This window comes from Enterobacter sp. JBIWA003 (assembly GCF_019968825.1).
GTDB lineage: Bacteria > Pseudomonadota > Gammaproteobacteria > Enterobacterales > Enterobacteriaceae > Enterobacter > Enterobacter quasiroggenkampii.
On record NZ_CP074170.1, the window covers coordinates 786,674 to 805,221 of the forward strand.

General features: G+C 55.3%; 16 protein-coding genes and 1 pseudogene. 15 read left to right on the plus strand and 2 right to left on the minus strand.

Going from position 1 to position 18,548, the window contains the following annotated elements:
- The first annotated feature begins 56 nt into the window (after window positions 1-56).
- The 3 genes from tal (at window position 57) to KGP25_RS03830 (ending at window position 3,153) form a co-directional block, all read left to right on the plus strand.
- Entirely contained in the window at window positions 57-1,010 is a 954-nt protein-coding gene (gene tal / locus KGP25_RS03820) for a transaldolase (protein WP_024907418.1), read from the plus strand.
- A gap of 110 nt (window positions 1,011-1,120) precedes the next feature.
- Window positions 1,121-1,708, plus strand: coding sequence for a molybdopterin adenylyltransferase (gene mog, locus KGP25_RS03825; protein WP_008502044.1), 588 nt, complete (start codon window positions 1,121-1,123; stop codon window positions 1,706-1,708).
- Between the two features lie 122 nt (window positions 1,709-1,830).
- Window positions 1,831-3,153: an MFS transporter gene (locus tag KGP25_RS03830; RefSeq protein ID WP_223540003.1), complete on the plus strand. Its 1,323-nt coding sequence runs from the start codon at window positions 1,831-1,833 to the stop codon at window positions 3,151-3,153.
- On the opposite strand, the gene satP is transcribed toward KGP25_RS03830, so the two are convergent.
- On the minus strand, window positions 3,130-3,696 hold the full coding sequence (gene satP / locus KGP25_RS03835) for an acetate uptake transporter (RefSeq protein ID WP_008502042.1): 567 nt from the start codon (window positions 3,694-3,696) through the stop codon (window positions 3,130-3,132). The two genes, KGP25_RS03830 and satP, sit on opposite strands and share 24 nt — an antisense overlap.
- A gap of 296 nt (window positions 3,697-3,992) precedes the next feature.
- On the opposite strand from satP, the gene dnaK reads away from it, so the two are divergent.
- The 4 genes from dnaK to nhaR all read left to right on the plus strand — a co-directional run bounded on the left by dnaK (window position 3,993) and on the right by nhaR (window position 9,445).
- Window positions 3,993-5,906, plus strand: a complete 1,914-nt coding sequence (gene dnaK, locus KGP25_RS03840) for a molecular chaperone DnaK (RefSeq protein WP_048028553.1) — start codon at window positions 3,993-3,995, stop codon at window positions 5,904-5,906.
- Window positions 5,907-5,993: 87 nt separating this feature from the next.
- On the plus strand, window positions 5,994-7,139 hold the full coding sequence (gene dnaJ / locus KGP25_RS03845; protein WP_008502040.1) for a molecular chaperone DnaJ: 1,146 nt from the start codon (window positions 5,994-5,996) through the stop codon (window positions 7,137-7,139).
- Window positions 7,140-7,311: 172 nt separating this feature from the next.
- Complete coding sequence (gene nhaA, locus KGP25_RS03850; protein WP_047746184.1) at window positions 7,312-8,487, plus strand: Na+/H+ antiporter NhaA; 1,176 nt, start codon at window positions 7,312-7,314, stop codon at window positions 8,485-8,487.
- Window positions 8,488-8,545: 58 nt separating this feature from the next.
- Complete coding sequence (nhaR, locus tag KGP25_RS03855; RefSeq protein WP_223540004.1) at window positions 8,546-9,445, plus strand: transcriptional activator NhaR; 900 nt, start codon at window positions 8,546-8,548, stop codon at window positions 9,443-9,445.
- A gap of 59 nt (window positions 9,446-9,504) precedes the next feature.
- On the opposite strand, the gene rpsT is transcribed toward nhaR, so the two are convergent.
- Window positions 9,505-9,768 (minus strand): 30S ribosomal protein S20, encoded by a 264-nt coding sequence (gene rpsT / locus KGP25_RS03860; protein ID WP_003856458.1) that lies wholly within the window; start codon window positions 9,766-9,768, stop codon window positions 9,505-9,507.
- A 115-nt stretch (window positions 9,769-9,883) separates the two neighbouring features.
- Between rpsT and KGP25_RS03865 the strand changes: the two are divergent.
- The 8 genes and pseudogenes from KGP25_RS03865 to carA all read left to right on the plus strand — a co-directional run.
- Window positions 9,884-10,090 (plus strand): annotated as a pseudogene (locus KGP25_RS03865) (DUF2575 domain-containing protein); the annotation flags it as partial.
- 7 nt (window positions 10,091-10,097) lie between these two features.
- Window positions 10,098-11,024, plus strand: coding sequence for a bifunctional riboflavin kinase/FAD synthetase (gene ribF, locus KGP25_RS03870; protein ID WP_045907763.1), 927 nt, complete (start codon window positions 10,098-10,100; stop codon window positions 11,022-11,024).
- Window positions 11,025-11,069: 45 nt separating this feature from the next.
- Complete coding sequence (ileS, locus tag KGP25_RS03875) at window positions 11,070-13,886, plus strand: isoleucine--tRNA ligase (RefSeq protein ID WP_223540005.1); 2,817 nt, start codon at window positions 11,070-11,072, stop codon at window positions 13,884-13,886.
- Entirely contained in the window at window positions 13,886-14,386 is a 501-nt protein-coding gene (gene lspA, locus KGP25_RS03880; RefSeq protein WP_008502034.1) for a signal peptidase II, read from the plus strand. The genes ileS and lspA overlap by 1 nt, the downstream gene beginning before the upstream one ends.
- A 117-nt stretch (window positions 14,387-14,503) precedes the next feature.
- The gene (fkpB, locus tag KGP25_RS03885; RefSeq protein WP_003856450.1) at window positions 14,504-14,953 is read left to right on the plus strand and encodes an FKBP-type peptidyl-prolyl cis-trans isomerase; all 450 of its coding nucleotides are present in this window, start codon (window positions 14,504-14,506) and stop codon (window positions 14,951-14,953) included.
- A gap of 1 nt (window position 14,954) precedes the next feature.
- Entirely contained in the window at window positions 14,955-15,905 is a 951-nt protein-coding gene (gene ispH / locus KGP25_RS03890) for a 4-hydroxy-3-methylbut-2-enyl diphosphate reductase (RefSeq protein WP_045415580.1), read from the plus strand.
- 205 nt (window positions 15,906-16,110) lie between these two features.
- Entirely contained in the window at window positions 16,111-16,932 is an 822-nt protein-coding gene (dapB, locus tag KGP25_RS03895) for a 4-hydroxy-tetrahydrodipicolinate reductase (protein ID WP_223540006.1), read from the plus strand.
- 454 nt (window positions 16,933-17,386) lie between these two features.
- The gene (carA, locus tag KGP25_RS03900; RefSeq protein ID WP_010427050.1) at window positions 17,387-18,535 is read left to right on the plus strand and encodes a glutamine-hydrolyzing carbamoyl-phosphate synthase small subunit; all 1,149 of its coding nucleotides are present in this window, start codon (window positions 17,387-17,389) and stop codon (window positions 18,533-18,535) included.
- Window positions 18,536-18,548 lie beyond the last annotated feature (13 nt).

The following is an 18,548-nucleotide window of genomic DNA, read 5'->3' on the forward strand; positions in this document are numbered from 1 at the left end:
AGGCATGCTGTCGGTAGCGTGAATTATCCAGGGCACGTTAAAAGAGAAACACTATCATGACGGATAAATTGACCTCCCTTCGTCAGTTCACCACTGTCGTAGCTGACACCGGAGATATCGCGGCAATGAAGCTGTACCAGCCGCAGGATGCCACAACCAACCCTTCTCTGATCCTTAACGCCGCACAGATCCCTGAGTATCGCAAACTGATTGACGACGCAGTGACCTGGGCGAAAGCGCAGAGCAATGACCGCGCGCAGCAGGTTGTGGATGCCACTGACAAACTGGCAGTGAACATCGGTCTGGAGATCCTGAAACTGGTTCCTGGCCGTATCTCTACCGAAGTGGATGCGCGTCTCTCCTACGACACCGAAGCGTCTATCGCCAAAGCGAAACGTCTGATCAAAATGTACAACGACGCGGGCATCAGCAACGACCGTATCCTGATCAAACTGGCTTCTACCTGGCAGGGTATTCGCGCGGCAGAGCAGCTGGAAAAAGACGGTATCAACTGTAACCTGACCCTGCTGTTCTCCTTCGCGCAGGCGCGTGCTTGTGCAGAAGCGGGCGTATACCTGATTTCTCCGTTCGTAGGCCGTATTCTGGACTGGTACAAAGCCAACACCGATAAGAAAGAGTACGCACCGGCTGAAGATCCAGGCGTGATTTCTGTGACTGAAATCTACGAATACTACAAACAGCATGGCTATGAGACTGTGGTTATGGGCGCAAGCTTCCGTAACGTCGGTGAAATCATTGAGCTGGCTGGCTGTGACCGCCTGACCATCGCGCCTGCGCTGCTGAAAGAGCTGGCAGAAAGCGAAGGTACCCTGGAGCGTAAACTGTCCTATACCGGTGAAGTGAAAGCACGCCCAGAGCGCATCACTGAATCCGAGTTCCTGTGGCAGCACAACCAGGATCCAATGGCGGTAGACAAGCTGGCGGACGGTATCCGTAAGTTTGCTGTTGACCAGGGCAAACTGGAAAAAATGATCGGCGACCTGCTGTAATCATTCTGCGTGACCGGGCTCCCGGTCACGCGACTTCTTTCGTCCCCTGTCTGAATCCCCTCTCTGCGTGTATCATTCCCTTTAATCAGTACTCTTTGAATGGAATGGATATGAATACCTTACGCATCGGCTTAGTGTCGATTTCTGACCGCGCCTCCAGCGGTGTTTACCAGGATAAAGGCATCCCCGCTCTGGAAGCGTGGCTGGCCAGTGCACTGACTACCCCGTTTGAGATCCAGACTCGCCTGATTCCCGACGAACAGCCGATCATCGAGCAGACCCTGTGTGAGCTGGTGGATGAGATGAGCTGTCACCTGGTATTAACCACTGGCGGAACCGGGCCCGCGCGCCGTGATGTGACGCCGGATGCGACGCTGGCGATTGCCGATCGTGAAATGCCTGGCTTCGGCGAACAGATGCGTCAGATCAGTCTACACTTTGTTCCGACGGCCATTCTTTCCCGCCAGGTGGGGGTGATCCGCAAGCAGGCGTTGATCCTGAACCTGCCGGGCCAGCCGAAGTCGATCAAAGAGACTCTGGAAGGGCTTAAAGCGGAAGACGGCAGCGTCATCGTTCACGGTATCTTTGCAAGTGTACCGTATTGTATACAGCTACTTGACGGCCCGTATGTTGAAACCGATGAGAAAGTGGTAGCAGCTTTTCGTCCTAAAAACGCGCGTCGCGAAACAATCTCCTGAAATTAATCAATATGTGACATAAGCTGAAGCGGCGATAGCGTGGTAACGGTTTTACGGTATAGTAATTTTTTCTTTACGATTGCTGTAAAAATAAATCCACAATACACGCATAATGGTTCGCTATGTCACATAACACCCGACCTCTGAATCGACAGGATTACAAAACCCTCACGCTCGCGGCCTTAGGCGGCGCGCTGGAGTTTTACGATTTCATTATCTTCGTCTTCTTCGCCGCCGCGGTGGGAGAACTCTTCTTCCCGGCAGATATCCCGGAGTGGCTGCGTCAGGTGCAAACCTTCGGCATATTTGCCGCCGGGTATCTGGCGCGTCCGCTGGGCGGCATCATCATGGCTCACTTTGGCGATCTGGTCGGGCGTAAGAAGATGTTTACCCTTAGCATCCTGCTGATGGCCGTGCCGACGCTGGCCATTGGTCTGTTGCCTACCTTTGCCTCGATGGGCATTCTCGCGCCGTTGCTGCTGTTGCTGATGCGCGTCCTGCAGGGGGCGGCGATTGGCGGTGAAGTGCCGGGCGCGTGGGTGTTTGTCGCGGAGCATGTTCCCGTGCGCCGCATTGGTATCGCCTGCGGAACCTTAACGGCGGGGCTGACGGTCGGGATCCTGCTCGGCTCGGTGGTCGCCACCATTGTGAATACCAGCATGACGCAGCAGGCCGTACACGACTGGGGCTGGCGTATTCCGTTCCTGCTGGGCGGGGCGTTTGGTCTGGTCGCGATGTACCTGCGCCGCTGGCTGCAGGAGACCCCCATTTTCCTCGAAATGCAGCAGCGCAAAGCGCTGGCGCAGGAGCTGCCGGTGAAGGCGGTCGTGGTACGCCATAAAAAAGCGGTGGTGGTATCGATGCTGCTCACCTGGCTGCTCTCGGCGGGCATAGTGGTAGTGATATTGATGTCCCCAGTCTGGCTGCAAAAGCAGTACGGTTTCGCCCCTGCCGTGACGCTACAGGCAAACAGTATCGCGACAATCATGCTCTGCTTTGGCTGTCTGGCCGCCGGGCTGGCGGCGGATCGTTTCGGTGCCAGCGTCACCTTTATTGTCGGCAGCCTGTTACTGGCCGCTTCAAGCTGGGCGTTTTACCATCTGGCAAGCAGCCATCCTGAACAGTTGTTCCTGCTGTACGGCGTGGTAGGGCTGTGCGTGGGCGTTGTCGGGGCGGTACCGTACGTGATGGTGCGCGCGTTCCCGCCAGAGGTTCGCTTTACCGGGATTTCGTTTTCCTACAACGTGTCGTATGCCATTTTCGGTGGGCTGACGCCGATTGCGGTGACGGTCCTGATGGGCGTGTCTCCTATGGCTCCGGCCTGGTACGTGCTGGCGCTGTCGGTGATGGGGCTGGGATTAGGGATTTGGCTGGGGCAGAAGAAGGGATGTCGTGCCCGCGAGGCGGACACGACAGAAGGATCAGTGTTTTTCACCAATCGGTAGCACGGTGCGGTCAAACTGCTCGTTCAGCACTTCACCCATTGCCAGGTAGATAGCGCTTGCGCCGCAAACCAGGCCAATCCAGCCTGCAACATGAACGATGCCTTCGTTATCCACGAGGTGACCAATCGCCAGCAGGGCGAACAGGACGGTCAGGCTCAGGAAGACGAACTGCAGCATGCGGTTGCCTTTCAAGGTACCGAAGAACATGAACAGGGTGAAGACGCCCCACAGGCCCAGATAAACGCCCAGGAAGTGGGCGTTTGCCGCGTCTGCCATGCCCATTTTAGGCAGCAGCAGAATGGCAACCAGGGTCAGCCAGAAAGAACCGTAAGAGGTGAAGGCGGTTAAGCCGAAAGTATTGCCTTTCTTATATTCCAGCAGGCCCGCGAAAATTTGCGCGATACCGCCGTAAAAAATGCCCATCGCCAGGATGATGCCATCCATCGGGAACATCCCGATATTGTGCAGGTTCAGCAGAATAGTGGTCATGCCAAAACCCATCAGGCCCAGCGGAGCCGGATTAGCCAACTTAGTGTTGCCCATAAGTCCTCAAAAAAATCATCATTAATATGGTGAAATGGTTAAACCCGCGTCAGTTCTCCCTGACTGGGCGCGGCATCATAATGGGCGCAATCGATGGCGTCTATGATCTCATCAGGGTGAAATTAAAATTTTTTTTATCATTCCCCCTTGATGGATGCCGTCGCGACCCCATCTTGTAGTCAACCGCAGTGTGTGGACCTGAAAAAAATCAAATCTGGGCAGTTGAAAAAGCACGTTCTGCCCTTATTACAGGTACACAACCACATGTTGACTGAATTTTTAGTGGAGACGTTTAGATGGGTAAAATTATTGGTATCGACCTGGGTACAACCAACTCTTGTGTAGCGATTATGGATGGCACTACTGCACGCGTGCTGGAGAACGCCGAGGGCGATCGCACCACGCCTTCTATCATTGCTTATACCCAGGATGGTGAAACTCTGGTTGGTCAGCCGGCTAAACGTCAGGCAGTGACAAACCCGCAAAACACCCTGTTTGCGATTAAACGCCTGATCGGCCGCCGCTTCCAGGACGAAGAAGTTCAGCGTGACGTTTCCATCATGCCTTACAAAATCATCGCAGCAGATAACGGCGATGCATGGCTTGATGTGAAAGGCACCAAAACGGCACCACCGCAGATTTCTGCTGAAGTGCTGAAAAAAATGAAGAAAACCGCTGAAGATTACCTGGGCGAACCGGTAACGGAAGCGGTTATCACCGTTCCTGCCTACTTCAACGATGCTCAGCGTCAGGCAACCAAAGATGCTGGCCGTATCGCAGGTCTGGAAGTAAAACGTATCATCAACGAACCAACCGCGGCTGCTCTGGCTTACGGTCTGGATAAAGAAGTCGGCAACCGTACTATCGCGGTTTACGACCTGGGTGGTGGTACCTTCGATATCTCTATTATCGAAATCGACGAAGTTGACGGCGAAAAAACCTTCGAAGTTCTGGCAACCAACGGTGATACCCACCTGGGTGGTGAAGACTTCGATACCCGTCTGATCAACTACCTCGTTGACGAGTTCAAGAAAGATCAGGGCATTGACCTGCGTAACGACCCGCTGGCTATGCAGCGCCTGAAAGAAGCGGCTGAGAAAGCGAAGATCGAGCTGTCTTCCGCTCAGCAGACCGACGTGAACCTGCCGTACATCACCGCAGACGCGACCGGTCCTAAACACATGAATATCAAAGTGACCCGTGCGAAACTGGAAAGCCTGGTAGAAGACCTGGTGAACCGTTCTATCGAGCCGCTGAAAGTTGCTCTGCAGGACGCTGGCCTGTCCGTGTCTGATATCAACGATGTTATCCTCGTTGGTGGCCAGACCCGTATGCCAATGGTGCAGAAGAAAGTGGCTGAGTTCTTTGGTAAAGAGCCACGTAAAGACGTTAACCCGGACGAAGCGGTGGCAATTGGTGCTGCGGTTCAGGGTGGCGTACTGACCGGTGAAGTGAAAGACGTACTGCTGCTGGACGTTACCCCGCTGTCTCTGGGTATCGAAACCATGGGCGGTGTGATGACTGCGCTCATCAACAAAAACACCACCATCCCAACCAAGCACAGCCAGGTGTTCTCTACCGCTGAAGACAACCAGTCTGCGGTAACCATCCATGTGCTGCAGGGTGAGCGTAAGCGTGCGGCGGATAACAAATCTCTGGGTCAGTTCAACCTGGACGGTATTAACCCGGCACCGCGCGGCATGCCACAGATCGAAGTCACCTTCGACATCGATGCTGACGGTATCCTGCACGTGTCTGCGAAAGACAAAAACAGCGGTAAGGAGCAGAAGATCACCATCAAGGCATCTTCTGGCCTGAACGAAGCAGAAATCGAAAAAATGGTTCGCGATGCCGAAGCTAACGCGGAATCCGACCGTAAGTTCGAAGAGCTGGTTCAGACCCGTAACCAGGGTGACCATCTGCTGCACAGCACCCGTAAGCAGGTTGAAGAAGCCGGCGATAAGCTGCCAGCGGAAGACAAAACTGCTATCGAAACTGCACTGAGCGCGCTGGAAACGTCTCTGAAAGGCGAAGACAAAGCGGACATCGAAGCGAAGATGCAGGAGCTGGCACAGGCTTCCCAGAAGCTGATGGAAATCGCTCAGCAGCAGCACGCTCAGCAGCAGGCGGGCGCTGACGCTTCTGCGAACAATGCGAAAGACGACGACGTTGTCGACGCTGAGTTCGAAGAAGTTAAAGACAAAAAATAATCGCCCTGATGCAGGGTAATTAATCGGCACGGGCGTAGGAGAACTCTCCACGCCCGTGCTCGCATGTTAAGGGGCTTAAAAAAACCAATGGCAAAGCAAGACTATTACGAGATTTTAGGCGTTCCGAAAACTGCGGAAGAGCGTGAAATCAAAAAGGCGTATAAGCGCCTGGCCATGAAATTCCACCCGGACCGTAACCAGGGTGACAAAGAGGCTGAAGCCAAATTTAAAGAGATCAAAGAAGCCTATGAAGTCCTGACCGATGCACAAAAACGTGCGGCCTATGACCAGTACGGTCACGCAGCCTTTGAACAGGGCGGCATGGGTGGCGGTGGATTCGGTGGCGGCGGCTTTGGCGGCGGCGCTGACTTCAGCGATATCTTTGGCGATGTGTTTGGCGATATCTTCGGCGGCGGTCGTGGTCGTCAGCGCGCGGCGCGCGGCGCGGATCTGCGCTACAACATGGATCTGACGCTGGAAGAGGCCGTTCGCGGCGTCACCAAAGAGATCCGTATTCCGACGCTGGAAGAGTGTGACGTCTGCCACGGCAGCGGCGCGAAAGCGGGTACGCAGCCGCAGACCTGTCCAACCTGTCACGGCTCCGGCCAGGTGCAGATGCGTCAGGGCTTCTTCGCGGTACAGCAGGCCTGTCCGCACTGTCACGGTCGCGGTACGCTGATTAAAGATCCGTGCACCAAGTGCCACGGCCACGGTCGTGTTGAGAAAACCAAGACCCTGTCCGTTAAGATCCCAGCTGGCGTCGATACGGGCGACCGCATTCGTCTGGCGGGCGAAGGTGAAGCAGGTGAACACGGCGCACCGGCAGGCGATCTGTACGTTCAGGTGCAGGTTAAACAGCACGCGATTTTCGAGCGTGAAGGGAATAACCTGTACTGTGAAGTGCCGATCAACTTCGCGATGGCGGCACTTGGTGGCGAAATTGAAGTACCGACGCTGGATGGTCGCGTCAATCTGAAGATCCCGGGCGAGACCCAGACCGGTAAGCTGTTCCGCATGCGCGGTAAAGGCGTTAAATCCGTTCGTGGTGGTGCGCAGGGCGACCTGCTGTGCCGCGTCGTCGTGGAAACGCCGGTTGGCCTGAACGACAAGCAGAAACAGCTGCTGAAAGAGTTGCAGGAGAGTTTCGGTGGCCCGACGGGTGAGAAAAATAGCCCGCGCTCCAAAAGCTTCTTCGATGGTGTCAAAAAATTCTTCGATGATTTGACCCGCTAATCGACTAGCTGGTTTTCATCCGCAAAAGCCCGGAAGCGATTCCGGGCTTTTTCTTTTTGTCGGTATTGCTCGGTTAAACTGAACCTATACTCAATATTAATCTGTTTTTGCCGAGCTATCTGGCTTGGTATTATGGTTTTATCGAGGTATTGTTGTAAAAGAGAGAACTAAAGTGAAATTACTACACCGTTTCTTTAGCAGTGAGGCATCCGGCGGCGTGATCCTGATTATGGCTGCTGCGGCCGCGATGGTACTGGCCAACGTCGGAATGACCCGCGATCTGTATCATGCTTTTCTGGAAACGCCCGTTGAACTGAAGGTCGGGGCGCTGGAAATCAACAAGAACATGCTGCTCTGGATCAACGATGCGCTGATGGCGGTGTTCTTCCTGCTTGTGGGGCTTGAGGTTAAGCGTGAGCTGGTGCTGGGTTCGCTTGCCAGCCGCCAGCGTGCGGCGTTCCCGGTCATTGCTGCGCTCGGCGGGATGGTGGTGCCGGCGCTGCTCTTTCTGGCGTTCACCTGGCAGGATCCGATCGCACGTCACGGCTGGGCAATCCCGGCTGCGACGGATATCGCTTTTGCGCTCGGGGTGCTGGCCCTGCTGGGAAGCCGCGTGCCGGTAGCCCTGAAAATCTTCCTGATGGCGCTGGCGATTATTGATGACCTTGGCGCCATTGTGATTATCGCGTTGTTCTACACCAGCGATCTGTCGATCCTGTCCCTGAGCGTGGCTGCCGGGGCGATTGCGGTGCTGGCGCTGCTGAACATCTTTAATGTGCGCCGCATCGGTATCTACATCCTCGTGGGGATGGTGCTGTGGACGGCGGTGCTGAAATCAGGCGTGCATGCCACGCTGGCTGGGGTGATCGTCGGCTTCTTCGTGCCGCTGAAGCCGCAGGACGGCAAGTCGCCTGCCAAACAGCTGGAGCATGTGCTGCACCCGTGGGTCGCCTTTATGATCCTGCCGCTGTTTGCGTTTGCCAACGCGGGCGTTTCCCTCGGCGGGGTGACGCTGGACGGGCTAACGTCCGTGCTGCCGCTGGGCATTATTGCCGGGCTGTTTATCGGCAAGCCGCTGGGTATTAGTCTCTTCTGCTGGCTGGCGACGAAACTGAAGCTGGCGTCATTGCCGCACGGCACCACGTTTAAGCAGATTATGGCCGTCGGCGTGCTGTGTGGTATCGGGTTTACGATGTCGATCTTTATCTCGACGCTGGCGTTTGGCGCGCATGCGCCTGAGCTGATCGTCTGGGCGAAACTCGGCATTCTTATCGGGTCATTACTGGCCGCGGTAATCGGTTATACCTTGCTGAAGGTAAAATTGTCCGGACAGGCCGTCCAGGCATAACGGAACACCGGGAGGAGGCGAGCCTTCTCCCGATACACACTCAGGGAGAGAAGACGCGATGTCTCATTTGAATTACAACCATCTTTACTACTTCTGGCACGTCTATAAACAGGGATCGGTGGTCGGGGCAGCAGAGGCGCTCTACCTGACGCCGCAAACCATCACCGGGCAAATTAAGGCGCTGGAAGAGCGTTTGCAGGGCAATCTGTTCAAGCGTAAGGGGCGCGGGATTGAACCCAGCGAACTGGGTGAACTGGTTTTCCGCTACGCGGACAAGATGTTCACCCTGAGCCAGGAGATGCTGGATATCGTCAACTACCGCAAAGAGTCGAACCTGCTCTTTGACGTTGGCGTAGCGGATGCGCTGTCCAAACGGCTGGTGAGCGGCGTGCTGGACGCGGCGGTGGTTGAAGATGAACAAATTCATCTTCGCTGCTTTGAATCCACTCACGAGATGCTGCTGGAACAGCTAAGCCAGCACAAGCTGGATATGATTATCTCGGACTGCCCGATTGACTCCACGCAGCAGGAAGGCTTGTTCTCGGTGAAGATTGGTGAATGCGGCGTGAGCTTCTGGTGCATTAATCCGCCGCCGGAGAAACCCTTCCCGGCCTGCCTGGAAGAGCGTCGCCTGCTGGTGCCGGGAAGGCGTTCCATGCTCGGACGCAAGCTGCTGAACTGGTTTAATTCCCAGGGGCTGAAGGTGGAAATCCTCGGTGAGTTCGACGATGCGGCGCTGATGAAAGCCTTTGGTGAAGCGCATAACGCCATCTTTGTTGCGCCGACGCTCTACGCGCACGATCTCTATTCGGATGACAAGATTACGGAGATAGGCAGAGTGGATAACGTGATGGAGGAGTATCACGCCATATTTGCCGAAAGAATGATTCAGCACCCCGCGGTACAGCGAATCTGTAACCGTGACTACTCGGCGCTGTTTACGCCACCGGCAATCTGAAGACATAAAAAAACCCGCGTTAAGCGGGTTCTTTTAAAACAAGCAACAACAAGCGGCGATTAAGCCAGTTTGTTGATCTGCGCGGTCAGGTTTGCTTTATGACGCGCTGCTTTGTTTTTGTGGATCAGACCTTTAGCAGCCTGACGATCCACGATTGGTTGCATTTCGTTAAATGCGTTCTGCGCAGCAGCTTTGTCGCCAGCTTCGATAGCTGCGTATACTTTCTTGATGAAGGTACGCATCATAGAGCGACGGCTTGCGTTGTGCTTACGAGCCTTCTCAGACTGTACGGCACGTTTCTTAGCTGATTTGATATTAGCCAAGGTCCAACTCCCAAATATGATCTATGTGGACAATTCAAAGGCCGAGGAATATGCCCTCTATACCTTCTTTTGTCAATGGATTTGTGCAAATAAGCGCCGTTAATGTGGCGACGCTACGTTACGTAGTGATGGCGCAGGATTCTACCAGCTTGTTGTTCGTGAATACAGCTTTTCGGCATAAAAATCGCAGTTCGCGAGCAGATTTTTTCGCTGCGAAAGGTCAGCCTGATGAAATCATTACGGCTTTCTGTTTTGCACGAACAATCGCCGGTTAACCTTAACCGCTGTACAAGGTATACTTTGGCGATTTTCACTGTTTTGAGCCAGACATGAAGCTGATACGCGGCATACATAATCTCAGCAGAGCCCCGCACGGGTGCGTGCTGACCATTGGTAATTTCGACGGCGTGCATCGTGGTCATCAGGCGCTGTTGCAGGGATTGCGTAAAGAAGGGGAGGCCCGTGGTCTGCCCGTTGTAGTGATGATTTTCGAACCGCAGCCGCTGGAGCTGTTCGCGGGCGATAAATCTCCCGCCCGTCTTACACGCCTGCGCGAGAAGTTGCGCTATCTGGCTGAGTCCGGCGTGGACTATGTATTGTGCGTACGTTTCGATCGCCGCTTTGCCGCGCTGACAGCACAAAATTTCGTCAGCGACCTGCTGGTTAAGCGTCTTGGCGTGCAGTTTCTTGCCGTGGGCGATGATTTCCGCTTTGGCGCTGGTCGTCAGGGCGATTTCTTGCTATTACAGAAGGCTGGTCTGGAGTACGGTTTTGACGTCACCAGCGCGATGACCTTCTGTGAAGGCGGCGTACGCGTCAGCAGCACGGCGGTACGCCGGGCACTGGCCGATGACGAACTGGATACGGCAGAAACCCTGCTGGGGCATCCGTTCACCATCTCTGGCCGCGTGGTCCATGGGGATGCGCTGGGCCGCACGATAGGTTTCCCGACGGCGAATATACCGCTGCGTCGTCAGGTTTCCCCGGTTAAAGGGGTCTATGCGGTAGAAGTGGCAGGACTGGGCGATAAGCCGTTCTACGGCGTCGCCAATATTGGCACGCGTCCGACCGTCGCCGGTGTGCGTCAACAGCTAGAAGTGCACCTGCTGGACGTTGTAATGGACCTGTATGGTCGCCATATAGATGTAATACTGCGTAAAAAAATACGCAATGAGCAGCGATTTGGTTCGCTGGATGAACTCAAAGCGCAAATTGCGCGAGATGAATTGACGGCCCGCGAGTTTTTTGGGCTTTAGAACCGGCTTAACTGCCTACGTGATAAATACGGAACCGAGAATCTGATGAGTGACTATAAATCAACCCTGAATTTGCCGGAAACAGGGTTCCCGATGCGCGGCGATCTCGCCAAGCGCGAACCGGGAATGCTGGCGCGTTGGACCGATGATGACCTGTACGGCATCATTCGTGCAGCCAAAAAAGGCAAAAAAACCTTCATTCTGCATGATGGCCCTCCCTATGCGAATGGCAGCATTCATATTGGTCACTCGGTTAACAAGATTCTGAAAGACATTATCGTGAAGTCCAAAGGACTCGCGGGCTATGACTCGCCTTACGTTCCGGGCTGGGACTGCCACGGTCTGCCAATCGAGCTGAAAGTCGAGCAAGAGTTCGGCAAGCCAGGTGAGAAGTTCACCGCCGCCGAGTTCCGTGCGAAGTGCCGCGAATACGCAGCCACGCAGGTTGACGGTCAGCGTGCTGACTTCATCCGTCTGGGTGTACTGGGCGACTGGTCGCACCCGTACCTGACCATGGACTTCAAAACGGAAGCCAACATTATCCGTGCGCTGGGCAAAATCATCGGTAATGGCCACCTGCACAAAGGCGCTAAGCCGGTGCACTGGTGCGTGGACTGCCGTTCTGCGCTGGCAGAAGCGGAAGTGGAGTATTACGACAAAACCTCTCCGTCTATCGACGTGGCCTTCCTCGCGGTGGATCAGGATGCGGTGAAAGCCAAATTTGGCGTCGCCTCGGTAAACGGCCCGATCTCTCTGGTGATTTGGACCACCACCCCGTGGACCCTGCCAGCCAACCGTGCGATCTCCCTGTCCGGTGAGTTCGAATACGCGCTGGTGCAGATTGACGGTCAGGCGGTTATCCTGGCGAAAGATCTGGTTGAGAGCGTGCTGAAGCGTGCGCATATCACTGACTACACCGTGCTGGGCACCGTGAAAGGTGACGCCCTGGAGCTGATGCGCTTCAAACACCCGTTCCTGGACTTCGACGTTCCGGCGATCCTCGGCGACCACGTGACGCTGGAAGCGGGTACCGGTGCGGTACATACCGCCGGTGGCCACGGTCCTGACGACTACAACATCAGCCTTAAGTATGGTCTGGAAATCGCTAACCCGGTTGGCCCGGACGGTTCTTACCTGCCTGGCACCTACCCGGCGCTGGACGGTATCAACGTCTTCAAAGCGAACGACATTATCGTCGACATGCTGCGTACCAGCGGCGCGCTGCTGCACGTTGAAAAAATGCAGCACAGCTATCCGTGCTGCTGGCGTCACAAGACCCCGATCATCTTCCGTGCGACCCCGCAGTGGTTCGTCAGCATGGATCAGAAGGGCCTGCGCGAGCAGTCTCTGAAAGAGATTAAAGGCGTGCAGTGGATCCCTGACTGGGGCCAGGCGCGTATCGAATCCATGGTGGCTAACCGTCCTGACTGGTGTATCTCCCGTCAGCGTACCTGGGGCGTGCCGATGTCTCTGTTCGTGCATAAAGAGACGCATGAGCTGCACCCGAACACCCTGGAACTGATGGAAGAAGTGGCGAAGCGCGTCGAAGTTGACGGCATTCAGGCGTGGTGGGATCTCGACGCCCGCGACATCCTGGGCGCTGATGCGGATAACTACGAGAAAGTGCCGGATACCCTGGACGTTTGGTTCGATTCCGGGTCTACCCACTCCTCCGTGGTTGACGTGCGTCCGGAGTTTGCCGGTCACGCTGCCGATATGTATCTGGAAGGGTCTGACCAACACCGCGGCTGGTTCATGTCATCTCTGATGATCTCTACCGCCATGAAGGGTAAAGCGCCTTACCGTCAGGTACTGACTCACGGCTTCACCGTGGATGGTCAGGGCCGTAAGATGTCCAAATCTATCGGTAACACCGTTTCTCCGCAGGATGTGATGAACAAACTGGGCGCAGACATTCTGCGTCTGTGGGTGGCCTCTACCGACTACACCGGCGAAATGGCGGTGTCTGACGAGATCCTGAAACGCGCTGCCGACAGCTATCGTCGTATCCGTAACACCGCGCGCTTCCTGCTGGCGAACCTGAACGGGTTCGATCCGGCAAAAGACATGGTGAAACCGGAAGAGATGGTCGTGCTGGACCGCTGGGCGGTAGGCTGCGCGAAAGCGGCGCAGGAAGATATCCTGAAGGCCTACGAGTCTTATGACTTCCACGAAGTGGTGCAGCGCCTGATGCGCTTCTGCTCCATCGAGATGGGCTCGTTCTACCTCGACATCATCAAAGACCGCCAGTACACCGCGAAAGCGGACAGCGTGGCGCGTCGTAGCTGCCAGACCGCGCTGTTCCATATCGCAGAAGCGCTGGTACGCTGGATGGCGCCGATCATGTCCTTCACCGCGGATGAAATTTGGGGTTACCTGCCGGGCGACCGTGAGAAGTATGTCTTCACCGGCGAGTGGTACGAAGGTCTGTTCGATCTCTCCAGCACCGAAGCGATGAACGATGCCTTCTGGGACGAGCTGCTGAAAGTACGTGGCGAAGTGAACAAGGTTATCGAGCAGGCGCGTGCTGATAAGAAAGTCGGCGGCTCTCTGGAAGCGGCAGTAACCCTGTACGCGGAGCCAGAGCTGGCGGCGAAGCTGACGGTGCTGGGCGATGAATTACGATTTGTCCTGTTGACCTCCGGTGCGAAAGTTGCGGATTATGCCGAGGCTTCTGCTGATGCTCAGCAGAGCGAACTGCTCAAAGGACTGAAAGTCGCGCTGAGCAAAGCCGACGGTGAGAAATGCCCGCGTTGCTGGCATTACACCACCGATGTCGGTCAGGTGGCGGAACACGCAGACATCTGCGGACGCTGTGTAAGCAACGTCGCCGGTGACGGCGAAAAACGTAAGTTTGCCTGATGAGTAAAACTCTCTGTTCAACAGGACTGCGCTGGCTGTGGCTGGTTGTGGTGGTGCTGATTATTGATCTGGGCAGCAAATTCCTGATCCTCCAGAATTTTGCTCTGGGGGAGACGGTCCCGCTGTTCCCGTCGCTTAACCTGCACTACGCGCGCAACTACGGTGCGGCGTTCAGTTTCCTTGCTGACAGCGGTGGCTGGCAGCGCTGGTTCTTTGCGGGTATCGCTCTCGGTATCTGCGTGATCCTGGCGGTGCTGATGTACCGCTCGAAGGCAACGCAAAAGCTGAATAACATCGCTTACGCGCTGATCATTGGCGGCGCGCTGGGCAACCTGTTTGATCGCCTGTGGCACGGCTTTGTGGTCGATATGATCGACTTCTACGTCGGCGACTGGCACTTCGCGACCTTTAACCTCGCTGATAGCGCCATTTGCATCGGTGCGGCGTTAATCGTGCTGGAAGGCTTCTTGCCTAAACCCGCTGCGAAAGAGCAGGCGTAAGCATCAATGCCGGGTGGCGCTACGCTTACCCGGCCTACAGAATTTGTGGCTTCCCGTAGGCCCGGTAAGCGTAGCGCCACCGGGCAACAGGTGACCCAAAACAAGCGAGCAATTTGCATGTCTAAATCCGTACAGAGCAACAGCGCGGTTCTCGTTCACTTCACGCTGAAGCTGGATGATGGTTCAACGGCTGAGTCCACCCGCAATAACGGCAAACCGGCCCTGTTTCGTCTTGGCGATACCTCCCTGTCTGAAGGTCTTGAGCAGCAGCTTCTGGGCCTGAAAGAGGGCGAGAAAAAAGCCTTTTCGCTGGAGCCGGATGCGGCATTTGGCGTGCCAAGCCCGGACCTGATCCAGTATTTCTCGCGCCGCGAGTTTATGGACGCAGGTGAACCGGAAATCGGCGCGATTATGCTCTTTACCGCTATGGACGGCAGCGAAATGCCTGGCGTGATCCGCGAAATCAACGGCGACTCGATTACCGTTGACTTCAACCATCCGCTTGCCGGGCGTACCGTTCATTTTGATGTTGAAGTGCTGGAAATCGATCCGGCACTGGAGGCCTGAAATGCAGATCCTGTTGGCTAACCCGCGCGGCTTCTGCGCCGGTGTAGACCGCGCTATCAGCATTGTTGAAAACGCGCTGGAGATTTACGGCGCGCCGATTTATGTACGTCACGAAGTGGTGCATAACCGCTACGTGGTCGACAGCCTGCGCGAACGCGGTGCCATCTTTATCGAGCAGATCAGCGAAGTGCCGGACGGTGCGATCCTGATTTTCTCCGCGCACGGCGTCTCTCAGGCGGTCCGTAACGAAGCGAAAAGTCGCGATCTGACCGTCTTCGATGCCACCTGCCCATTGGTGACCAAGGTGCATATGGAAGTGGCGCGCGCCAGCCGCCGTGGTGAAGAGTCGATCCTGATTGGCCATGCTGGCCACCCGGAAGTCGAGGGCACCATGGGCCAGTACAGCAACCCTGAAGGGGGAATGTACCTGGTAGAGTCCCCTGAAGATGTCTTTACGCTGAACGTGAAAAACGAAGCGCGCCTGTCGTTTATGACCCAGACGACGCTCTCCGTCGACGATACCTCAGACGTGATTGATGCCCTGCGTCAGCGCTTCCCGAAAATCGTCGGGCCGCGCAAGGACGACATCTGCTACGCCACCACCAATCGTCAGGAAGCGGTGCGCGCACTGGCTGAACAGGCGGACGTGGTGCTGGTGGTCGGCTCTAAGAACTCCTCCAACTCTAACCGTCTGGCTGAACTGGCACAGCGAATGGGGAAGGCGGCGTTCCTGATCGACGATGCAACGGATATTCAGGAAGCGTGGGTTAAAGACGCGGCCTGCGTAGGCGTGACGGCCGGGGCATCCGCGCCCGATATTCTGGTACAAAACGTCATTTCCCGTCTGCAGGAGCTGGGCGGCGGCGAAGCGGTGCCGCTGGAAGGACGCGAAGAGAATATTGTTTTCGAAGTGCCGAAAGAGCTGAGAATCGACGCCCGCGAAGTCGAATAGTCCCTTTTCTGATGAAAGGCCAGCACCTTCTGTGCTGGCCTTTTTTTTACCCGTTACTTTATCGTGACGACAAAATCATGTCTTTTACTGATATTTAAGTCGGTTTCACGTTAAATTCTAATTATTGGTGTTTTCAGTTGGCAGTGCTCAGAAAGGCTGGTTAATCTGAAAACGGTTTACATCATTTTAACGTAAGAGAATAACTATGCATGATGCACAGATCCGTGTCGCCATTGCGGGCGCGGGTGGACGTATGGGCCGTCAGCTGATTCAGGCGGCACTTCAGATGGATGGCGTAGCACTTGGCGCGGCGCTGGAGCGTGACGGTTCATCACTTCTGGGGACCGATGCTGGCGAGCTGGCGGGCGCGGGAAAGACCGGCGTCACCGTACAAAGCAGCCTGGACGCGGTTAAAGATGACTTCGATGTGTTCATCGATTTTACCCGCCCTGAAGGGACGCTCGCGCATCTGGCGTTTTGCCGTCAGCGCGGCAAGGGGATGGTGATCGGCACCACCGGTTTTGACGATGCGGGCAAGCAGGCTATCCAGGATGCATCCAAAGAGATTGCGATTGTCTTCGCCGCAAACTTTAGCGTGGGCGTTAACGTCATGCTGAAGCTGCTGGAGAAGGCGGCGAAGGTGATGGGCAACTACACCGATATTGAGATTGTCGAAGCTCATCACCGCTATAAGGTTGATGCGCCATCAGGCACGGCGCTGGCAATGGGCGAAGCGATTGCTCATGCACTTGATAAAGATTTAAAAGACTGCGCGGTCTATGCCCGCGAAGGCCACACCGGGGAGCGCGTGCCGGGCACCATTGGTTTCGCAACCGTCCGGGCGGGTGACATCGTCGGCGAACATACCGCGATGTTCGCCGATATCGGCGAGCGCGTCGAGATTACGCATAAAGCGTCCAGCCGAATGACGTTTGCCAATGGTGCCGTTCGGTCCGCCTTGTGGCTGAAAGAGAAGAAAAATGGTCTTTTTGATATGAGAGATGTGCTTGATCTCAACAATCTGTAAGCATTATTACCCATCGTGATGTGGTTATTGCAGTCGTAATCCTTTGATTGCATAGGGCAATAATTTATTGCCCTTTTATTTTATCTATTTCGCGCCCATTTTGTTCCTTTAGCCTTGAAAGTATAGCTATTCCCCTTAATTCCCGTTACTGAAATGTAAATTTTGACCATTTGGTCCACTTTTTGATGCTGCGTCGACTCATTTTTCATTAAACCCGGCGCGCAAGCGTTTTCCGCAGTGATTTACCTGATCTTTTTGTCGCTTAAGCTTCACTCACCTCGTCAGATACGCAAAAGACTAAACAAAATATCGGTTTTAAGTTGACTTTTACCCACCAAATCTCCAGAATGCCGCCGTTTGCCAAAAATCCGCTGGCAACACATTTGCATTGATCCATGACATGGTTATGAATTAATATGCAAATAAAGTGAGTGAATATTCTCTGGAGGGTGTTTTGATTAAGTCAGCGCTATTGGTTCTGGAAGACGGAACCCAGTTTATCGGTCGGGCCATAGGGGCAACGGGTTCGGCGGTTGGGGAAGTCGTTTTCAATACTTCAATGACCGGTTATCAAGAAATCCTCACTGATCCTTCCTATTCTCGCCAAATCGTTACTCTTACTTATCCTCATATCGGCAATGTCGGCACCAATGCGGCTGACGAAGAATCCTCTCAGGTACATGCGCAAGGCCTTGTCATTCGTGACCTGCCGCTGATTGCCAGCAACTTCCGCAATACCGAAGACCTCTCTTCTTACCTGAAGCGCCATAACATCGTGGCGATTGCCGATATCGATACCCGTAAGTTAACGCGTCTGCTGCGCGAGAAGGGTGCACAGAACGGCTGCATCATCGCGGGTGATAACCTCGATGCGACGCTGGCGCTGGAAAAAGCGAAAGCCTTCCCGGGCCTGAACGGCATGGACCTGGCGAAAGAAGTGACTACCGCAGAAGCCTACAGCTGGACGCAGGGTAGCTGGACGCTGGAAGGCGACCTGCCGGAAGCGAAAAAAGAGAGCGAGCTGCCGTTCCACGTGGTGGCCTACGATTTCGGCGCCAAGCGCAACATCCTGCGCATGCTGGTTGACCGCGGCTGCCGCCTGACGGTGGTGCCGGCACAAACGTCTGCTGAAGACGTACTGAAGATGAATCCGGACGGTATTTTCCTGTCCAACGGCCCTGGCGACCCGGCGCCGTGCGATTACGCCATCGCTGCCATCAAGTCCTTCCTGGAAACCGACATCCCTGTATTCGGCATCTGCCTCGGCCATCAGCTGCTGGCGCTGGCGAGCGGTGCGAACACCGTCAAGATGAAGTTCGGCCACCACGGTGGTAACCACCCGGTGAAAGATATCGATAACAACACGGTGATGATCACCGCGCAGAACCACGGCTTTGCCGTCGATGAGGCCTCAATGCCAGCTAACCTGCGCGTGACCCATAAGTCGCTGTTCGATGGCACCCTGCAGGGGATTCATCGCACCGATAAGCCAGCGTTCAGCTTCCAGGGGCATCCGGAAGCCAGCCCGGGCCCACACGACGCCGCGCCGCTGTTCGATCACTTCATCGAACTTATCGAGCAATACCGTAAGACCGCTAAATAATCAGGAGCCGAGA